We start from the raw sequence: 18,120 nt of genomic DNA, 5'->3' as shown, positions 1-18,120 counted from the left end.
AGATAACCCAATAAGCGTTGTGTGAGACGTGTCCGCACGCGACGGAACGTTCTCAACCACATCGGTACTTGTTATGGGTTCTCACGCAAGGAGAACCGTAATGTGGCTCACGAACGTCCAGTTGCGAGTCGTCGTTCTCGGTCTCAGTGGTCTCCGAGCTGATACGTCGATGCCTCTCTCGCAACGTTTTTGCGCGGCGGCCGACCACCGCTTACATGGCGGAGACTCCCGACGGTACGTTCTCGCAGAAGCTTCGAGTTCCGGAGGCGCTGACGTTCGACGACGTCCTGTTACGGCCGATGGAGAGCCACGTCGAACCAGACGACGCGGACACCAGCACGCGCGTCTCGAAGAACGTCACGCTCTCGATTCCCGTCCTCTCGGCAGCGATGGACACCGTGACCGAGGCGGGCCTCGCCATCGCGATGGCCCGGAACGGTGGTCTGGGGGTCCTCCACCGGAACATGACCGTCGAGGAGACGGCCGAGGCGGTCACCCGCGTCAAGCGCGCGGACGAACTCATCATCCGCGAGGTCGTCACCGCCGCCCCCGACCAGACCGTCCGCGACGTCGACTCGATGATGGCGCGCGAGGGCGTCTCCGGAGCACCGGTCGTCGCCGACGACGGCACCGTCCTCGGCATCATCTCCGGGACCGACATCCGGCCGTATCTGGAGGTCGGCGAGGCCGACGAGGTACAGGAGGCGATGACCGAGAAGGTAATCACGGCGAGCGAGGACGTCGGCGCACGCGAGGCGCTCGAACTGATGTACGAGCACAAGATCGAGCGCGTGCCCATCGTCGACGACGAGGGGAAACTCACCGGGCTCGTGACGATGCAGGGCATCCTCCAGCGCCGCGAGTACGACGACGCCGCGCGCGACGACGACGGTCGTCTCCGCGCCGGGGTCGCCGTCGGTCCCTTCGAGGTCGACCGTGCGACGGCCGCCGACGACGCCGGGGCCGACGTCGTGTTCATCGACTGCGCGCACGCGCACAACCGGAACGTCGTCGACTCCGCCCGCGACATCAAGGAGCAGGTCGACGCGGATGTCGTCGTCGGGAACATCGGCACTCCCGAGGCCGCCCGAGAACTCGTCGACTTCGCCGACGGCCTGAAGGTCGGCATCGGTCCCGGTTCCATCTGCACGACGCGTGTCGTCTCCGGCTCCGGGATGCCCCAGATAACGGCCGTCGCGGGCGTCGCAGACGTTGCGAGCGAACACGACGTCCCGGTCATCGCCGACGGGGGCATCCGCTACTCGGGCGACGCCATCAAGGCAATCGCGGCAGGTGCCGACGCCGTGATGCTCGGGTCCTACTTCGCCGGGACGGACGAGGCACCCGGACGCGTCATCACGATGAACGGCAAGCGCTACAAGCAGTACCGTGGCATGGGCTCGGTCGGAGCGATGAGCGAGAGCGGCGGCGACCGGTACCTGAAGGACGCCGACGAGGACGAGGAGTTCGTCCCCGAGGGCGTCGAGGCTGCGACGCCGTACAAGGGGCCGCTCGCCTCCGAACTCCACCAGCTCGTCGGCGGGATGCAGTCGGGCATGGGCTACGTCGGTGCCGAGTCCATCCCCGCGTTCAAGGAGCGCTCGTCGTTCGTCCGCGTCTCCTCGGCCGGTCAGAAGGAGTCCCACGCCCACGACGTCGTCATCACCGACGAAGCGCCGAACTACAAACCCGGCGAGTAGCTGTTCCCATCGATCCGCTGTCCGGTCTGTCTTCAGACCCGTTAAGTCCGGGGGCACCCTTGCGCCGACCGGATGCTCGTCGAACTCCTCGTCATCGCCCTCACCGTCGTCGTCGCGACGGCGTTCGTCTGGGGCGGTAGCTCCCTCCTCGAACGGGCCGCCGAGAACCTCTCGCTGTACTACGGTCTCCCGCCGGTCGTCCACGGCGCGATCGTCGTCGCCATCGGGTCGTCGTTCCCAGAACTGGCGACCACCGTCATCGCCGCCTCAAGGGGTGCGTTCGACCTCGGCGTGGCCGCCATCGTCGGCTCCGCCATCTTCAACGTCCTCGTCATCCCCGCCATCAGCGGGCTCTACGGCGAAGGCGTGGGGGCGAACCGCGACATCGTCTACAAGGAAGCGCAGTTCTACATGGTCAGCGTCAGCGCGCTCATAATCACCTTCGCGCTCGCGGTCATCTACTACCCGACCGGTAGCGACGGGCAGTTGTTCGGAACCGTGACGCGGGAACTTGCCATCATCCCCATCTTGCTGTACGGCGTCTACGTCTTCACCCAGTATCAGGACACCAGTGACTACGATGCCGAGGAACCCCCCGAGGACCTCTCGGTACTCAAGGAGTGGCTGTTCTTGCTCGTCAGTCTCGTCGTCATCGCCGTCGCCGTCGAGGAGTTGGTCAGCGCCGCCATCGAACTCGGGACCATCTTCGACACACCCCCGGCGCTGTGGGGAATCACGGTCCTCGCGGCCGCGACGAGCCTCCCCGACACCCTCGTCAGCGTTCGGGCCGCCCAACGCGGTGACGGGGTCACCAGTCTCGCCAACGTCTTCGGCAGCAACATCTTCGACCTGCTGGTCGTCGTGCCCATCGCCGTTCTCATCCGGGGGACCGTAGAAGTGGATTTCTCCGTCGTCGTCCCGACGATGGGGTTCCTGACTCTCGCCACCGTCGTCGTCTTCGGTCTTCTCAGGACCGAACTCGAACTCACGCCGCGTGAGTCCGGCGTGTTGCTCGCCGTCTACGTCGGGTTCGTCGGCTGGATGGTCGCCGAAACGCTCGACGTGACGAGTCTCGTTCCAGGCCTCTGAGATGAACCACACTCGACGGGCGCACGCTGACGAACGAGAGATGTGTAGGATATTTCTCGACGCGCAACGGCCGGGTACTCGTGTCCGCTCTCACGCTCGTCGCCCTCTCCGACACCCTCCGGACCGCCGTGGCGGCCGCATTCGTCGCCACGGCGCTGTTCGTCCTGTTCACGCTGTTCGCGCCGGACCCGACCGACCCGACGGTGACCCCACCGGCGCTCGCTCTGGCCGTCGGTGGCGGGGTCCTCGTCGCTCACCGCACCGTATCGAGCCAGGGTGAGTGACGGACCGCATCCGCGGTCACTCGTCGTCGACCCGCACGAACGCGACTGGAACCGTTCGGATCGTTTCAACCGGCCGAACCGAGTTCGGGTGTCGAGTCACGACGGGAGATCTATCAGGTGTCTCGCTCGAGTTCGTCGAACATCGCCGCCACTCGGCGCTCGACGTCGTCTCGAATCGCGCGAACGGCGTCGACGTCCTGCCCGTGGGGGTCGTCGAGGTCCCAGTCGCGGACGTCGACGCCGCCCGACGTGTCGAGGCTGAGCGTCGAACAGCCCATCGTCGCGACGAGGTCACAGGTTTCGAGTTCGTCGGTCGACACCTCGCGTGGTGTCCGGTCGGCGAGGTCCAACCCCTCTTCGCGCATCGCCTCGACGACGACATCGTGGACCTCGTCGGCGGGATGCGTTCCTCCCGTTACGATTTCGACGCTATCGGCGAGACCCCGCTGGTCGCGTTCCCGTTCGGCGAAGGCGGTCGCCATCTGCGAGCGACCGGCGTTCTGGACGCAGACGAAGGCGATGCGAGTCGGGCGTGAGGTTGCGGTTGACATGGTTCGTTAATCGTCGATAGGAGGGCTGGTTCCGGAGGCGCTCCCGGAACTGGTGTCGCTCTCGCTCCAGTCGAACCGGCGCTGGAAGTGCAGTGCGACGTTGACCAGTGCGAGCAACACGGGGACCTCGACGAGCGGGCCGACGACGGTCGCGAAGGCGACGCCGGAGCCGACTCCGAAGACGGCGACTGCGACGGCGATAGCCAGTTCGAAGTTGTTCGAGGCGGCGGTGAAGCCGATGGCGGTGGTCGTCGAGTAGTCCGCGCCGACGCCCCGGCCCATGCCGAAGCTCACGAGGAACATCACGACGAAGTAGATGGTGAGCGGGACGGCGATGAGCAGGACGTCACCGGGCGCGGCGACGATGTTCTCGCCCTGCGTGGCGAACATCACGACGATGGTGAACAGCAGCGCGACCAGCGTCAGAGGGTCGACACGCGGGACGAACGATTCGTCGTACCACGCCTCGCTCTTCGCCCGCGTGCCGACGTACCGACTGAGGACCCCCGCGACGAACGGGATGCCGAGGAAGACGGCGATAGCTCCGAACACCTGCATCGGGGTGACGTCGAACGTCTCGATGCCCGCGACCAGCGACTCCATCCCCAACATCGGGGGCAGGACCAGCCCGAAGAACCAGACGTAGACGCCGTAGGTGACGATCTGGAACAGGCTGTTGAAGGCGACCAGTCCGGTGACGTACTCGGTCGAGCCCTCGGCGAGTTCGTTCCAGACGAGGACCATCGCGATGCATCGGGCCATCCCGATGAACACGAGGCCGAGGAAGAACTCGGGGCGGGCCGGGAGTCCGGGCACGAAACCGCCGAAGAACACGACCGCGAGGCCGAACATCAGCGTCGGGCCGATGAGCCAGTTCTGCACGAGGCTCAGCCCCAGGACGCGCCAGTTGCCGAACACCGTCCGCAGCTGTGAGTAGTCGGCCTTCGCCAGCGGTGGGTACATCATCACGACGAGACCGATTTCGACCAGATAGAAGTTCTGAATGGGGTCGGTCACTGACGGCGCGGCGTAGCCCACACCGACGCCGAGTGCCATCGCACCGAAAATCCAGACGGTAAGGTACTTGTCGAGGAAATCCATCGACCGCGGGTCGCCACACGACTCGCACGTGCAGTTCGGCCCGTGGTCGTGCTCCGTACTCGTGTTCACTGTCGTGGCTCCGTCCCGTCGAGTGCGACCAGCAGCGCGGTCCCCCGCGGCGTGATGCGGTACTTGCGCCACTTGCCGTCCTTGCGCTTGGTGACGATGCCAGCCTCGGTGAGCGTCGACAGCGCGTGACTCACTGCGCTCTCGCTCACGTCGACCAGCGGGACGAGTTCGCAGACACAGAGCTCTCCGTCGGCAGCGTGCAGTGCGCCGACCAGTCGGTAGCGCGTCTCGTTCGCCAGCGCCGACAACGCGACGACGTGGTCGGTCACTCGCTCGGGACTCCCGACGTCGAACGCATCGAGTTCTGCGAGTCGCTGTTCTACGTCCTCGTCACAGCAGTCGCCGATCTCGTCTTCGAGATAACGACGGAGACGAGTATTCGATTGAGCCACTGTTCATTTATTCTGGCTCCGACCTCATAAACTAGCTAGCTCTCTGCGACTACTGTTAGTCTGAGTAACGTCTCGTACCGATAGCTCGACCGATAGATAGCTGAAGTATCACTCAACCAGATCCGAGATTGCCGGTACGGCTATATGAGTAGACACTAATATTAGAGATAGCTAAAATGACTCGCCAGACCGGCGGTCGGACGGACCCAGAATCGGCGGTCGAGTGCTGCTCTGTACCTGCAGCGCCCGACGACGACCAGCTCGCCGCGGACGTGCAGTTGCTCTCTGCGCTGGGCAACGACACTCGGTACGAAGCGCTGCGCATCGTCGCCGGTGCCGAGGACGGCGTCTGCGTCTGTCAACTCCAACCAGCACTGGGCGTGAGTCAGGGAGCGGTCAGTCAGGCGCTGTCCCGTCTCCGCAGCGCAGGGCTCGTGACGCGGCGGAAAGAGGGTCGCTGGCGCTACTACAGCGCCACTGAATCCGCGACGGCACTGCTCGCCACGCTCGACGACCTACGGGGTGATGGGAGTGAGTGACGAGCGACGAGCAACCCGGTCGGCGACCGAACAGCGGAGCGCCGTCCGGGAGCGGTACGCCGACATCGCGACTCGGTCCACGAACGAGGGGTGCTGTGCGGGCGACGGCTGTGGGTGCGGCTCGGACGGCCTCGACGCTCGGACCCGAGAGCTGGGCTACGACGACGCGGAACTGGAGACGGTCGCCGAGGGAGCGAACCTGGGTCTGGGATGTGGGAACCCGACGGCAATCGCAGGTCTCGAAGCGGGCGAGGCGGTCCTCGACCTCGGGTCGGGTGCCGGGTTCAACTGCTTCCTCGCTGCGCAGGCGGTCGGCCCGTCCGGACGGGTCCTCGGTGTCGACATGACGCCGGAGATGGTCGAGAAAGCGCGCGCCAACGCGGCACGAAACGGGTCCGACAACGTCGAGTTCCGTCTCGGAGAGATCGAGCACCTGCCCGTCGCAGACGAGACGGTCGACGTCGTCATCTCGAACTGCGTCGTCAACCTCTCGCCGGACAAGCGAGGGGTCTTCGAGGAGGCCTACCGTGTGCTTCGCCCGGGCGGCCGGTTGACTATCTCCGACATCGTGCGAACGGCACCGTTCCCGGACGACGTCCTCGACGACTCGGACGCACTCGCAGCGTGTGTCTCCGGGGCGGAGACGGTCGACGAGGTGGCGCGATTGCTCGCGGCGGCCGGTTTCGAAACGGTCGACGTCTCACCGAAGGGAGAGAGCGAGTCGTTCATCCGGACGTGGGACGAGACGAGAGACCTGAGTGAGTACATCGTGTCGGCGACAATCGAGGCGGAGAAGCCTCGATAGGAGCACGACGGAACTTCATACCCGATGGGCCGGGTTGCGACGATATCACGCCAGAAATCTTCACGACCGCTTCGTTCGTCACGAGCGTTCTCGCCGAATCCAACGCGATTCGGCTGGCAGTCGGAACGCTCTGCGTTCGACGACGCAGGAAAACGGGCTGAGAGGGATTTGAACTCCAGTCGCTCACTACCGTTCGCTCTTTAGTTCAAATCCACGGCCGTTTCACTCCTCGTGCAAGCACTCGGAGCAGAAACGGGCTGAGAGGGATTTGAACCCTCGGCCGTCTGGTTAAGAGCCAGATGCTCTGCCTGGCTGAGCTATCAGCCCTCGAATACAGGTGCGGTCGTTCGATTCATATAGGTTTCTGTTCGGGGACTCCGAGGCGGTTGTGAACCGGCCACAAACACTTTCTGGACACCGACGAATCCCCTCTCACGGGAGCGAGGTCGGTGGGCGCCGTGGGCCGTCGTCCACCAACCGTGGGGTCCCGGCTGGGAAACCGCTCCCGGACGGCAGGCGTGGGGTGACCACGCTCCTGTCTGCCGCTTTTCGCCCGCGTAGACGTAGCTCTGAGACTGTCAAGTGGGGGGTTTCAAGTACTACGCCGTCAGAAGTAGGATATCATGAGTACCGCCATCACGATGGCGTCGATGTCCACCTACGCTATATTAGGGTGTGGCAGCGTCGGGCACGCCGTCGCGGAGGAACTCGACGCGGAAGGGAAGGACGTCCTCATCCTCGACATGGACGAGGGCCGCGTCGAAGCGCTCCGAGACCAGGATATGGACGCCCGCACGGCGGACATCCGCGAGGCGAGCGTGGCGGAGACCATCGCCGACCGTGACGTCGTCCTCATCCTCTCCTCGGACGAGGAGGCCAACGAGGCGGCCGTCGAGAACCTCCGCTCCCGAGGGGGCGACCAGTTCGTCGTCGCCCGTGCCTCGGACCCGGTCTCCGCCGACGACCTCTCCGAGAGCGGTGCGGACGTCGTCATCAACCCCTCCGCAGTCATCGCCGACTCCGCGCTCAGAGCACTGGAGACCGGCGAACTGGAGTACAAGGCGGGGCAACTCGCCGAGGTCCTCGACGGGACGGACGGGCGACTGGCCATCCTCACCTCGCCGGGTCCCGACCCGGACTCCATCGCGAGCGCCGTCGCGTTACAGGCCATCGCGGCCGCCCGCGACGTCGAGGCCGACATCGTCTACGAGGGCGAAATCGGTCTCCAGGAGAACCGGGCGTTCGTCAACCTGCTCGGTATCGACCTGCTCTCCCGGTCGGAGGTCGACCTCGCCGACTACGACACGCTGGCGCTGGTCGACCACTCGCAGGCGGCCGACCCACTCGACAACCGCTCGGTCGGGGTCTACATCGACCACGCCGAACCCGACGTGGAGTACGACGCGACGTTCTCGGACGTCCGCCCCTCCATCGCCGCCACCTCGACCATCCTGACGAAGTACATCCAGGAGTTCGATATCTCCCTGTCCGAACAGGTCGCGACGGCACTGCTGTACGGTATCCGCGCCGAGACGCTCGACTTCAAGCGCGACACCACGCCCGCCGACCTCACCGCGGCGGCGTACCTCTACCCGTTCGTCAACCACGACACGCTCGAACAGGTCGAGTCGCCGTCGATGAGCGCCGAGACGCTCGACGTGCTGGCGGAGGCCATCCGCAACCGAGAGGTCAAGGGCAGCCACCTCGTCTCGAACGCCGGCTTCGTCCGTGACCGGGACGCACTCGCACAGGCCGCACAGCACCTCCTGAACCTGGAGGGAATCACGACGACGGCGGTGTTCGCCATCGCCGAGGACACCATCTACCTCGCCGCCCGCTCGAAGGACATCCGGATGAACATCGGCGCGGTCCTCGAAGACGCGTTCGGCGACATCGGCGAGGCTCGCGGCCACTCGACGGACGCCACCGTCGAGATACCGCTCGGCATCTTCACGGGCATCGAGACGAGCGAGGACAACCGCGATACGCTCCTCCAGTTGACCGAAGAGGCGGTCCGTCGGAAACTGTTCAACGCGATGGGCGTCGAGACGGGCGACAACGGCGGCTGACTGCGACACGAGTTACCACCGTTCGTACGTCACGCGCATCTCTCGTACAGTTCGCGCCCACTTCGTCGAACTCCCGTCCATCGGCTGGAGTTCGTCGAAACTCCCGGCCAGCACGCCCGGTAGCCGCGTCGCTAAGTCGTCGGTCAGGCAACTTTTGCCAGCGATGGCAGACGACACCGACCTCACGTTCGACCCCGGACTGGAACACGTCCTCGCCGCCGAGACCCGACTGTCGACCATCGACGGCGAGGCGGGCGAACTTGTCATCGGGGGGTTCCCGCTCGCGGAACTCGCCTCCAACGCGACCTACGAGGAGGCGCTCTACCTGCTCTGGAACGACCGACTCCCGACGAGCGAGGAACTCGACGACTTCCGGGCCTCCCTGCAGCCCCATCGGGAGCTCTCCGGGGGGACACTCGCCGCACTCCGGGAGACGGCCGAACGTGGCGACGACGCGATGGACGCCGAGCGTATCGGCGCCGCGTGTGCGACCCTCGCGCGAGGTTCGGACGCCGAGCCAGAGCCGAAACGTGACGCGATGGTGGCCGTCGCCCAGCTACCCACTGCCGTAGCTACCTACTGGCGACTCTCGAACGGCGAGGAACCGATCGAACCCCGCGACGACCTGCGCCACGCCGCGAACTACCTCTACATGCTCACCGGCGAGGAACCGACCGACGAGCAGGTCCGGGGGCTGGAGACGTACCTCTGTACGGTCGTCGACCACGGGCTGAACGCCTCGACGTTCACCGCCAGAGTCATCGTCTCCACGCAATCGGACGTCGTCTCGGCGGTGACCGGTGCGGTCGGTGCGCTCAAGGGGCCGCTCCACGGCGGCGCACCGGGACCGGTGCTCGACATGCTCGACGCCATCGCCGACCACGGAGACCCGGAGGAGTGGCTGACCGACCGCCTCGACTCGGGCGAGCGACTGATGGGCTTCGGCCACCGCGTCTACCGCGTCCGTGACCCGCGAGCGGCGGTGCTCTCGGCCGCGGCCGAGCAGTTCTACGCGGACGAGGAGTCGGCGTTCTTCGACCTCGCGAAGGAGGTGGAGTCGACGGCCGTCGACGTGCTCGCCGAGCGAAAGGCCGGACGCTCGCTGGAGACGAACGTCGAGTTCTACACGGCGGTCCTCCTGCGAGGGGTCGGCGTCCCCCGCGAGCTGTTCGCGGCGACGTTCGGCGTCTCGCGGGTCGGCGGGTGGACGGCACACTGCCTGGAGCAACTGGAGGACAACCGCATCGTGCGGCCGCGGTCGAGGTACGTCGGCGAGACGGACCGGTCGTGGGTCCCCGTCGAAGAGCGTTGAGTGCGGATGGCCGGTGTCAGCCGGTACCATACCGACGCCTCCACTCAGCGCTGTGAGTCCCGGAGGATGAGCGGGCCGATGGCGAGCGTCCGTTTCGCCACCGTCGCCACGCGCATCACGTAGGAGACGAACAGGAAGAACGGGACCAGCGTCACGGTGAACGCGCCCGCGGTCACCCAGAGGACGTCGCTGATACCGAACGTCGTCCCGGTGAACGTCGTCGCGTCCACGAGCGCGAGCATGGACCCCGAGACGAGCAGCGCGGGAATGGCGGCGTAGACGATCATCTGTGAGAGGCTGGTCAGCGCCCACTGGAAGTACAGCGTCTTGATGTGCTCGCGTGCGGGCCCGAACATCACGAGCGAAGTGTGGAGTTCGTCCAGCACCTCGCTCGTCTCGTCACCGATGTCGTCGCCGTACAGCTCTCGGAGGCGCTCGACCTGGAACACCTTGTACGAGTAGTTGTAGTCGAGCGCGGCGAACAGCACGTCGAACGTCCCGAACGCCGCTCCGTCGAGTCGTTCCTGGACGGTGTCGGCGTTTCCGGTGAGGCTCTCGACGAACTCGTTCACCTCGTCGACGAACTGGTCGTTGTCGTTGCCGTCGACGGACTCGCGTAACCGCTCGGCGCGGTCCTCTGACGCCTCGACGATAGTCGCCAGGAACGCCGAGGGGTCGGCGGGCGTCGCCGTCCCGATGAGTTCGCTCGCGTACTGGCGGAAGTCGAGCGTGTTGCTCATCCGACTGTGCTGGTCGCCCAGCGGTCCGTTCTCCTGTGAGATGACGAGCTGGTTGATGGAGACGACCAGCGTGACGCCCGTGACGAGCGCGCTGGTCATCGTCGAGAACATCGTCCCGAGCACGTCGCCCTGGACGACGCGGACGCGGAACGGGGGAGACAGCGTCACGCTGACGAGGATGAACCCGACGAAGATGACCGCAGAGAGCACCGCCGTGATGAAGAGCCGGTTCGCGCCCAGGAGCACCCACAGTTTGATGCGGCTCTCCCCGGCCCGCGCCCGCATCGTGTTCTCGGTGCTGATGTCGTCCTGCTCGCTGACCGAGATGTCACCCATCGACGTCACCGGTTGCATCCGTCTTCCCGGCTACATCGCCGTCGTCGGCCGCATCCCGCGCACCGGCCGCATCCCGCGCACCGGCCCCATCTCGACTCCCGGTCGCATCCGAGTCGCGTGGTCGCTTCAGCAGGTAGTACTTCGTCCCACCACCGGAGTACGACGCGGTCCCGACCAGTTCCCACCCGTCCGCGCCGAGGTCGTTCAGTTCGTCCTTCGGGTCGCTGGTCTCGTGCTTCGTCGCCCCGCGGGGAGCACGTAACGTCTCGTACTCCCATTCGACACGTTCTGTCATCGTCGAGGCCGACACGGCGAGGCGTGAAAACAGTTGACGCCGCGGAAACGGCCCCAGCTTCGGCATACCGCCGCTCGTCGCGCTGTCAGTACTCGCGCTCGACCAGGTAGTCGGCGATGGCTTCGAGCGTCCGGCGAGCCTCCCCGTCGGGGAGAATCTCGAGACGGTTCTTCCCGCGGTCGACGTACTCCTGTGCCATCTCGCGGGCGTACTCGATGCTCCCGGCCGCGTCGAGTTCGTCGAGTGCCGCGTCGATATCGTCCTCGGTGACCGCGTCCCGTTCGTGCGGGACTAGCGTGTCGACGTTGACGCCGTGTTCACGGGCGTGCAGCGAGATGATGGTCCGCTTGCCCTCGATGAGGTCCGAGCCACGCTGCTTCCCGAGGGTGTCGCTGGGCGTCGTCAGGTCGAGCAGGTCGTCCTGAATCTGGAACCCGCGACCCACGTCGAGTCCGTAGCCACAGAGCGCCTCCACCACCTCGTCGTCGGCACCGAGGACGATGGCCGGGATGGACGCGGCCGCCGCGTACAGCACGGCGGTCTTGTACTCGACCATCTCGATGTACTCGTCCGGTGCCACCGACTCGCGACCCTCGAACTCCACGTCGAGCGCCTGCCCCTCACAGATGCGGGTGCAGGTCGTCGCCAGTTCGTCGAGTGCACGGACCGTTCGGTCGGCAGGCGCGCCGGTGTCGAGCATGCACTCGAACGCCTTCGAGTACAGCGTGTCACCGGCCAGGATAGCGGTCTCGAGGTCGTACTCGCGGTGGACGGCGGGGACGCCCCGACGGACGTCGTCGTCGTCCATGATGTCGTCGTGGATGAGCGTGAACGACTGGATGGTCTCGATGCTGACCGCCGCGGCCATCACGTCGATATCCTCGTCGCCGAACGACCGATAGTCCTCGGCGAACGGCTCGACGCCCTCGATGGCCTCCGCTGCCAGTAGCAACACCGCCGGGCGTAGTCGCTTGCCGCCCGCGTCCAGCAGGTACCGGGACGCCTCGTACAGCCGTTCTGGCCGCTGGATGGGCAGCATGTCCGCGATGGCGTCGTTCACCAGGTCGCGGCGTTCCTGGACGGCCTGTTCGACCCGGTCGGCGTCGTTGCTCATTCCGTCAGCTGGATCATGTTCCCGTTGCGCGTCACGTGCAGGTCACGTCCGAGGGTGTAACCCTGCGAGGACGCGAGCTTCGTGTACGGCGCGAACCCTTTCATGTCCTGGTGGGCCGGGATGACGTGCTGTGGCTGGAGTGCCTGCAGCATCGTGTAGTGGCCCTCCTCGCGGAGGTGGCCGGAGACGTGGATGTCGTCGTAGATGCGAGCGCCCTGCATCTTCAGGAGCTTCTCGGACTGGTAGCGCTGGCCCTCGTTCGTCGGCTCCGGGATGACCCGCGCCGAGAAGATGACCTTGTCACCGTCTTCGAGCTGGTACGGCGTCTCGCCGCGGCCCATCCGGGTGAGCATCGCCCGTGGCTCGCCCTGGTGGCCGGTCACGATGGGCAGGAAGTTCTCCTTGCCCTCGTTCATGATGCGCTTGAACGTCCGGTCGACGCTCTTGCGGTGACCGTACATCCCGACGTCGTCCGGGAAGTCCACGAAGCCGAGGCGCTCGGCGGTCCCCGAGTACTTCTCCATCGACCGGCCCAGCAACACTGGCTGACGACCGATGTCCTTCGCGAACTCGACGAGCGACGTGACCCGCGAGATGTGGGAACTGAACGTCGTGGCGACGATGCCGCCGTCCCAGTCCTCGACGGAGGTCATCACGTCCTCGAGGTGGCGTCGGGCGACGCTCTCGGATGGCGTGCGGCCCTTCCGACCCGCGTTCGTACAGTCCTCGATGTACGCGAGGACGCCGTTGCCCTCGCGGCCGATCTCGCGGAACCGCTTCATGTCGATGGGGTCCTCGATGACCGGCGAGTGGTCCATGCGCTTGTCGAGGCCGTAGACGACCGCGCCCTCGGGCGTGTGCAGGACCGGGTTGATCGCGTCGATGATGGAGTGAGTGACGTGGACGAACTCCAGTTCGACGTTGCCCGAGTCGCCGATGGACATCGTCTCGCCCGCGCTCATCTTCACGAGGTCGTTCTCGACGCCGAACTTCTCCTCCGAGTTGATCTGCTGCTTGACCAGTTCGATGGTGAACGGCGTCGCGACGACGGGGGCGTCGTAGCGGTGCGCCAGTTTCGAGATGGCCCCGATGTGGTCGAGGTGACCGTGCGTGGGCACGATGGCCTTCACGTCGCCCTCGAGGTCGGACATGACGCGGTCGTCCGGAATCGCGCCCATGTCGATGAGGTCGAGCGAGTGCATCCGCTCGGTCTCGACGTTGTCGTGAATCAGTACCTGCGAGAGGTTGAGCCCCATGTCGAAGACGACCACGTCGTCCCCGGCACGAACGGCCGTCATCTGTCGGCCGACCTCTTCGTATCCGCCAATCGTTGCGATTTCGACTTCCATAGTGTTGACTCCGAGGAGTCGCCCGACGGCGCGACGACGCGACCGACCGGCGGGAACGGACCGCTGGAGACTGCATCCTGCGCGGCCCCTAGTGCGCGTGAACGCCGTCGATCGGCGGTCCCACGCTGGACCCCGCCGGTCGCTCGCTCGCAACCCGTGAGCGACCGTCTACTCGGTTACTGGGGCCTACAGGCTACTCTGGTAAAAAGGGCGTGGCTTCTCCCCTCCTCCGAGCAGACCCGAATTACTCCGACTCTCGGTCTACTTGTCCCATACCCATACACAATTATTACTTTCTCCGATTGCTAACTTTTTTAATCAGTAACCAGATTACGTCCTGATAGATGCGAACGAAACCGTTGGCCCTCGCTGCGTTCGTCGTCGTAGCGACGGTCGGACCCGTCGCTGCTGTCGGAGGAGTCGACCGGATTTCCGAACCACTCGCGGATGCAGGCCTCGATCAGTCCGTCGAACGGGGAACGACTGTCCTCCTGGACGGGTCGGGGTCACGTGCTCCCGATGGACGTATCGCCGAGTACGAGTGGCGTATCGAGACACCGACGGGGACTGCTGTCAGTCCCCGCGAACCGACAGAGCCTCGAACGACGTTCGTCGCGGAGACAGTCGGGCGGTACGTCGTCACCCTCACCGTAACAGATGATAGCGGCGACACTGCGTCCGATTCGCTCTACGTCGACGTCGGCGAGGCAGCGACGACACCCACCACGACGACCACAGCACCCACCTCGACCCCCAGCACGCCAGTCTCGACTACGCCACCACCCGCGGGGCCTCCTGATACGCCAACCCCGGTCGACCGTTCACCGACGATTCGCGGTCCGCAACTCGTCACGGGTGACCGGCCACTCGGAGGGGAGTACTCTATAGCGACGAGTGGTACCGTCGACCAGGTCGAATGGACTGTCGACGGCGACGTCGAGGCGACTGGTCAGTCACTGGTTAGGAGCTGGTCTCCTGGCGATCATAGGCTCACGGCCACAGTCTCCTTCGCAGATGGTACGACGGAGAAGGCAGACTTTGCAGACGGTACGAATCGTATCGTCGCGGATCCTCGTCCCGACCTGTCGCTCTCCGACCTCGTCTCTCAGGACGGGCTGTCCGGAACGGCGAGCGCAACTGACGGCTACGGGAACCTGAAGTCTGTCGACGTGAGTGTTGACGGACTCGGTACACGAGGCAGAGAGGTGAACGATGGTTCTCGGTCGACAGTGGACTTCGACTGGGCGGACGCCAAGCCGGGGCGTGACTACGATATCGTCGTCACAGCAGTCGATGAACGGGGACAGCAGACGACGCTGAATCGCACCGTCACAGTACTCGCACCTCCCGAAGTGGTCTCGGCGGAGTTCGTAAACGGACCCGTCGACTCGTATCACCCGCGAATCGATGCAGAACGATACACGGCGCACCATGTCCTGAAAATCGATTTGAACGGGCATTCGGTAGCGGATTTAGGAATCGATGTCAGCGCAGAGAAGCCAACTGATGTGCGTCGAATAGCCGGTCGAAAGGTAGCGACAGAAGATGGAATCGCCACTGTCCACACCTATTGGGCTGGTGAATCCCCTAGCTCAGGATCGCCGTATGGTGTGAAGTTCGTTCTGGAGATGAAATCCCATCAACCGAGTAAGATGATTAGCGACGGGAGTTCAGGGTTCATTGTCACTCCTAGCAAGTCGGTGATGCGTATCGAGATGCTAAATGATGGTACGAGGCCTGTTGGAGGGTCGGGGGGTTCGACGCGTGCTCCGATAGATACGAGAGAGGACATCATTATCGATGCGAGCGATTCGTTCGACCCTGATGGAACGACCTTGACCTATATCTGGAAAAATGGGGCAGAGGCGACGGAGCGAGACGACTCCATCGGTCGATTGTCTGGTTGGGAGGATGGAAAAATTATTATCGAGGATGACTCCGGGGCGAGAGTCTACCAGAATTGGAGTGCTCAAAAGACACTAGTCCCCAATATAGAATCAACAGAAGTTGTCGGAGAAGGTCCGTTCTCACCAGACGAACCGGTTCGGGTTGAAGTTAGAACGGCTCTCGTACAGCTTCGACGCAACACAGCAAATCTCGACATCGGAGCGGAACTCAGAGGTGTGCCTGGTGAAGTCGTGGAATGGGACGAACTGTACACCGATGCAGTCGGGGGGGAGAACGACTTCGCATTCGAGGGGACGATCGAACTGCCCGCGAGTGCGCTGGCGAAGAACGGGCCGGATGCGCGACTCGTCCTATACAACGAGAAACGCCCGGACTACGCACGGAAGACGACGACGCTACCGACAGTGGCACTCACCGGGTCCCAGCGAACAGGCCGGGGCACCCTCGATGTAACCAACCTCCGGTACGTAATCCGCAAGCAGACCGAGGAGACGACTGTCGCAAATGCACGTAGCGAGATGCAGCAGCTAGTCGATGCTGGCTACGAGGTCAAGAACTCCGAGTCGACTACTGTCGGCTACCGCATCGAGGAACACGTCCGAACCCAGGAGGAAATCGTCGATACAGACTCTCGTGAGTTCAGTTCGACGTACAGCCGTCGACTGTTCCTCAAGACCCATTCGCAGTGGACCGCCGACGGCGTTCAGACGCATCGCGAGCGGGTCAGAGAAACGCATACGGAGTGGAGACGTACCAAAGGAAACGGATTCACCGGCGAGACACGTAGAGTTCGCACCGACCCTGCCGAATACTCCACCGAACGCGAGTACGAGTACTCGACGGTCGAACCGCGAACGCGTGAGATTACGAGCCGTCAATGTCCATTGTACGGGAGATGCTACGAGGTGACCTACGAACGGACGGTGTACGTCGACGTCACCCATACGTACTGGGCCCGTTCGAAGCATCTATCGTATCATTCGGCTACTGGAGACGTTCGACGCACGCTCGTCGATGCAGCCGAATACGCGACGGAGTACGAGCACCGGTACAGCACTTGGAGAACTAAAACGGAACGCGAGTACGTCGCGTCCCACACCACGATTGTCCAACCTGCGAAGTACGAGTGGCAGCAGGTGGACACCGTTGAGAACGAGCGAGCCGCCTGGCGACAGGTGTCCGGCCAGACAGACTACCGAATCGGCGATACGCTGACCGAACGCCGATGGATGATGAGTCGCACGAACACAGAGGAGGTCATCCGTCCAGCGTACACCGAGGAAGATCGTGTCGTGGGAACTCGCGCGACTGTGAGTGGGACGATCATCCGCTATCGTACTGGTGGGTCTGGGCCTGGCACCGCCAGAGTGATCGACGACTTCAGCACGCACTTCTCCAGTCGTGGGCTTCTCAGCAGGGCGGACATCAAGGAACGTGTTCGTGAGTCGGAGGGAGGACAGTGAGTCCCACCAGATTCGTTGGCGATAGCCGTTTACGGTTCGAGTCATTCGGCCGTTATATGCGCACTCTCGGGACGATGCTCGTCGTTTCTCTGTTGTTATTTAGTACAATTGGACAGTCTGCCCTGATAGTGCAGGGGCAAACGAGCGATGTCTCTGACAATCTCGAGATAAAGAAGATGACATCGATGACTGGCGTGGATTTTTACCTTGCATTCAACGATACGTCTCACAATCTCCAGATCAACGCAACGAACCCCACAAATCGGACACTCAGTACGGGAATCATAATAGATGGAGATAATTCAACAGTCCTTGACGAAGAGATGACTCTCTCTCCCCACGAGAACTGGTCAACTTCGGTGAACACCAATTCGTCGTTGGACGCGCTTCGGACGAATCACGTCGTCAGAGCATCTACCTACGGCAGCACTCGTGCGTTCGAATTCGAGTACGATATCGACCCGGAACACTCCTCCGTGGTCCCTACCCCGTACATTGAGGAAACCGAGATCTCTCAAGCGATGATCGACGGTGAGCAATCGACGGTCGTGAACGTGACTGTCGTTAACCCCTCGGACCAGCAGTATCCGACGAAGTTGATGGTTCATACCCAGGGAACTGATGGAAGCTTCTACGCAGCAATCGTCCCTACCGGTGAATCGGAGACCGTTACGGTCGAACTCCTCGACGATGCCGACTCGACCATCGTCGGTGAAGCACGGTTGTACGTCGACCAGTTCAACCAGAGCGACGGCGGAATCGACCAGGTCGGGTTCGAAGGACGAGTAGACGGCGAGACTGTGCAGTGGAACGAGTCGTACGCAGCAGTCGAAGGACCGTGGAGCGACGACCCCTACCAGTACCAGAACGCGAGCGTCGGGAACTCGGGAATCAGCGACGGAATCGATACCGACAGCGAAGTACGCGGCGTCCCTCTGGTCGTGATCGTCGCTGCTATCGGTGTTCTCTCGGTCGCTCTCCTAATCGGTCGGAGGGTGCGCTGA

The 18,120-nt window shown here is 63.9% G+C and carries 16 protein-coding genes and 1 tRNA gene; 9 read left to right on the top strand and 8 right to left on the bottom strand.

The features are described 5' to 3' along the window. The first annotated feature begins 215 nt into the window (after window positions 1-215). The 3 genes from guaB to MX571_RS13430 all read left to right on the top strand — a co-directional run bounded on the left by guaB (window position 216) and on the right by MX571_RS13430 (window position 3,073). Window positions 216-1,700 (top strand): IMP dehydrogenase, encoded by a 1,485-nt coding sequence (gene guaB / locus MX571_RS13440; RefSeq protein WP_247417569.1) that lies wholly within the window; start codon window positions 216-218, stop codon window positions 1,698-1,700. Window positions 1,701-1,772: 72 nt separating this feature from the next. Then, window positions 1,773-2,789: a sodium:calcium antiporter gene (locus MX571_RS13435; RefSeq protein ID WP_247417567.1), complete on the top strand. Its 1,017-nt coding sequence runs from the start codon at window positions 1,773-1,775 to the stop codon at window positions 2,787-2,789. 80 nt (window positions 2,790-2,869) lie between these two features. Beyond that, complete coding sequence (locus MX571_RS13430) at window positions 2,870-3,073, top strand: hypothetical protein (protein ID WP_247417564.1); 204 nt, start codon at window positions 2,870-2,872, stop codon at window positions 3,071-3,073. A 113-nt stretch (window positions 3,074-3,186) separates the two neighbouring features. On the opposite strand, the gene MX571_RS13425 is transcribed toward MX571_RS13430, so the two are convergent. From MX571_RS13425 to MX571_RS13415, 3 genes are read right to left on the bottom strand one after another with little or no spacing between them, the layout of a single operon-like run. Next, window positions 3,187-3,624, bottom strand: coding sequence for an arsenate-mycothiol transferase ArsC (locus MX571_RS13425; protein ID WP_247417562.1), 438 nt, complete (start codon window positions 3,622-3,624; stop codon window positions 3,187-3,189). Window positions 3,625-3,630: 6 nt separating this feature from the next. Further along, a complete protein-coding gene (gene arsB / locus MX571_RS13420) occupies window positions 3,631-4,794 on the bottom strand; it encodes an ACR3 family arsenite efflux transporter (protein WP_368409023.1) in 1,164 nt (387 codons plus the stop codon). After that, complete coding sequence (locus tag MX571_RS13415; RefSeq protein ID WP_247417560.1) at window positions 4,791-5,186, bottom strand: ArsR/SmtB family transcription factor; 396 nt, start codon at window positions 5,184-5,186, stop codon at window positions 4,791-4,793. Before MX571_RS13415 ends, arsB begins: the two co-directional genes overlap by 4 nt. Window positions 5,187-5,362: 176 nt before the next feature. Here MX571_RS13415 and MX571_RS13410 point away from each other — a divergent pair, with 176 nt between their 5' ends. Both MX571_RS13410 and arsM read left to right on the top strand, forming a co-directional pair. Next, window positions 5,363-5,725, top strand: a complete 363-nt coding sequence (locus MX571_RS13410) for an ArsR/SmtB family transcription factor (protein ID WP_247417558.1) — start codon at window positions 5,363-5,365, stop codon at window positions 5,723-5,725. After that, window positions 5,712-6,530 carry an arsenite methyltransferase gene (gene arsM, locus MX571_RS13405; RefSeq protein WP_247417556.1) on the top strand — a complete coding sequence of 273 codons (819 nt, stop codon included), beginning with the start codon at window positions 5,712-5,714 and terminating at the stop codon, window positions 6,528-6,530. Before MX571_RS13410 ends, arsM begins: the two co-directional genes overlap by 14 nt. Before the next feature lie 253 nt (window positions 6,531-6,783). Here arsM and MX571_RS13400 read toward each other — a convergent pair. Then, a tRNA-Lys gene (locus MX571_RS13400) sits at window positions 6,784-6,857 on the bottom strand. Window positions 6,858-7,153: 296 nt separating this feature from the next. On the opposite strand from MX571_RS13400, the gene MX571_RS13395 reads away from it, so the two are divergent. Continuing rightward, window positions 7,154-8,599, top strand: coding sequence for a DHH family phosphoesterase (locus MX571_RS13395; protein ID WP_247417554.1), 1,446 nt, complete (start codon window positions 7,154-7,156; stop codon window positions 8,597-8,599). A gap of 163 nt (window positions 8,600-8,762) precedes the next feature. Continuing rightward, window positions 8,763-9,911 carry a citrate synthase/methylcitrate synthase gene (locus tag MX571_RS13390; RefSeq protein ID WP_247417553.1) on the top strand — a complete coding sequence of 383 codons (1,149 nt, stop codon included), beginning with the start codon at window positions 8,763-8,765 and terminating at the stop codon, window positions 9,909-9,911. A gap of 44 nt (window positions 9,912-9,955) precedes the next feature. Here MX571_RS13390 and MX571_RS13385 read toward each other — a convergent pair whose 3' ends face one another. From MX571_RS13385 to MX571_RS13370, 4 genes are all read right to left on the bottom strand, one after another. After that, window positions 9,956-10,987 carry a DUF7972 family membrane protein gene (locus MX571_RS13385; RefSeq protein WP_247417551.1) on the bottom strand — a complete coding sequence of 344 codons (1,032 nt, stop codon included), beginning with the start codon at window positions 10,985-10,987 and terminating at the stop codon, window positions 9,956-9,958. Next, window positions 10,980-11,282 (bottom strand): Sp36 family protein, encoded by a 303-nt coding sequence (gene sp36, locus MX571_RS22910; RefSeq protein WP_379751858.1) that lies wholly within the window; start codon window positions 11,280-11,282, stop codon window positions 10,980-10,982. The genes MX571_RS13385 and sp36 overlap by 8 nt, the downstream gene beginning before the upstream one ends. 85 nt (window positions 11,283-11,367) lie before the next feature. Further along, window positions 11,368-12,396, bottom strand: a complete 1,029-nt coding sequence (gene idsA3 / locus MX571_RS13375) for a geranylfarnesyl diphosphate synthase (RefSeq protein WP_247417549.1) — start codon at window positions 12,394-12,396, stop codon at window positions 11,368-11,370. After that, on the bottom strand, window positions 12,393-13,745 hold the full coding sequence (locus MX571_RS13370) for a ribonuclease J (protein WP_247417548.1): 1,353 nt from the start codon (window positions 13,743-13,745) through the stop codon (window positions 12,393-12,395). Before MX571_RS13370 ends, idsA3 begins: the two co-directional genes overlap by 4 nt. A gap of 344 nt (window positions 13,746-14,089) precedes the next feature. Here MX571_RS13370 and MX571_RS13365 point away from each other — a divergent pair, with 344 nt between their 5' ends. Together MX571_RS13365 and MX571_RS13360 are read left to right on the top strand one after the other, a co-directional pair. Beyond that, window positions 14,090-17,116, top strand: a complete 3,027-nt coding sequence (locus MX571_RS13365; RefSeq protein WP_247417545.1) for a PKD domain-containing protein — start codon at window positions 14,090-14,092, stop codon at window positions 17,114-17,116. A 56-nt stretch (window positions 17,117-17,172) separates the two neighbouring features. Next, entirely contained in the window at window positions 17,173-18,120 is a 948-nt protein-coding gene (locus tag MX571_RS13360) for a hypothetical protein (protein ID WP_247417542.1), read from the top strand.

Origin of the sequence: Halomarina salina (genome assembly GCF_023074835.1) — an archaeon.
In the GTDB taxonomy this organism is placed as follows: Archaea; Halobacteriota; Halobacteria; order Halobacteriales; family Haloarculaceae; genus Halomarina; species Halomarina salina.
Note: the sequence above shows the minus strand (reverse complement) of the source record. Positions and strands in the feature narration are given on the sequence as shown.

Bases quoted from the DNA above. Each gene is read 5' to 3' on its own strand.
- guaB (WP_247417569.1), top strand. From the start codon at position 216: ATGGCGGAGACTCCCGACGGTACGTTCTCGCAGAAGCTTCGAGTTCCG.
- MX571_RS13435 (WP_247417567.1), top strand. From the start codon at position 1,773: ATGCTCGTCGAACTCCTCGTCATCGCCCTCACCGTCGTCGTCGCGACG.
- MX571_RS13425 (WP_247417562.1), bottom strand. From the start codon at position 3,624: ATGTCAACCGCAACCTCACGCCCGACTCGCATCGCCTTCGTCTGCGTC.
- MX571_RS13410 (WP_247417558.1), top strand. From the start codon at position 5,363: ATGACTCGCCAGACCGGCGGTCGGACGGACCCAGAATCGGCGGTCGAG.
- arsM (WP_247417556.1), top strand. From the start codon at position 5,712: ATGGGAGTGAGTGACGAGCGACGAGCAACCCGGTCGGCGACCGAACAG.
- MX571_RS13395 (WP_247417554.1), top strand. From the start codon at position 7,154: ATGAGTACCGCCATCACGATGGCGTCGATGTCCACCTACGCTATATTA.
- MX571_RS13390 (WP_247417553.1), top strand. From the start codon at position 8,763: ATGGCAGACGACACCGACCTCACGTTCGACCCCGGACTGGAACACGTC.
- MX571_RS13385 (WP_247417551.1), bottom strand. From the start codon at position 10,987: ATGGGTGACATCTCGGTCAGCGAGCAGGACGACATCAGCACCGAGAAC.
- sp36 (WP_379751858.1), bottom strand. From the start codon at position 11,282: ATGACAGAACGTGTCGAATGGGAGTACGAGACGTTACGTGCTCCCCGC.
- idsA3 (WP_247417549.1), bottom strand. From the start codon at position 12,396: ATGAGCAACGACGCCGACCGGGTCGAACAGGCCGTCCAGGAACGCCGC.
- MX571_RS13370 (WP_247417548.1), bottom strand. From the start codon at position 13,745: ATGGAAGTCGAAATCGCAACGATTGGCGGATACGAAGAGGTCGGCCGA.
- MX571_RS13365 (WP_247417545.1), top strand. From the start codon at position 14,090: ATGCGAACGAAACCGTTGGCCCTCGCTGCGTTCGTCGTCGTAGCGACG.
- MX571_RS13360 (WP_247417542.1), top strand. From the start codon at position 17,173: ATGCGCACTCTCGGGACGATGCTCGTCGTTTCTCTGTTGTTATTTAGT.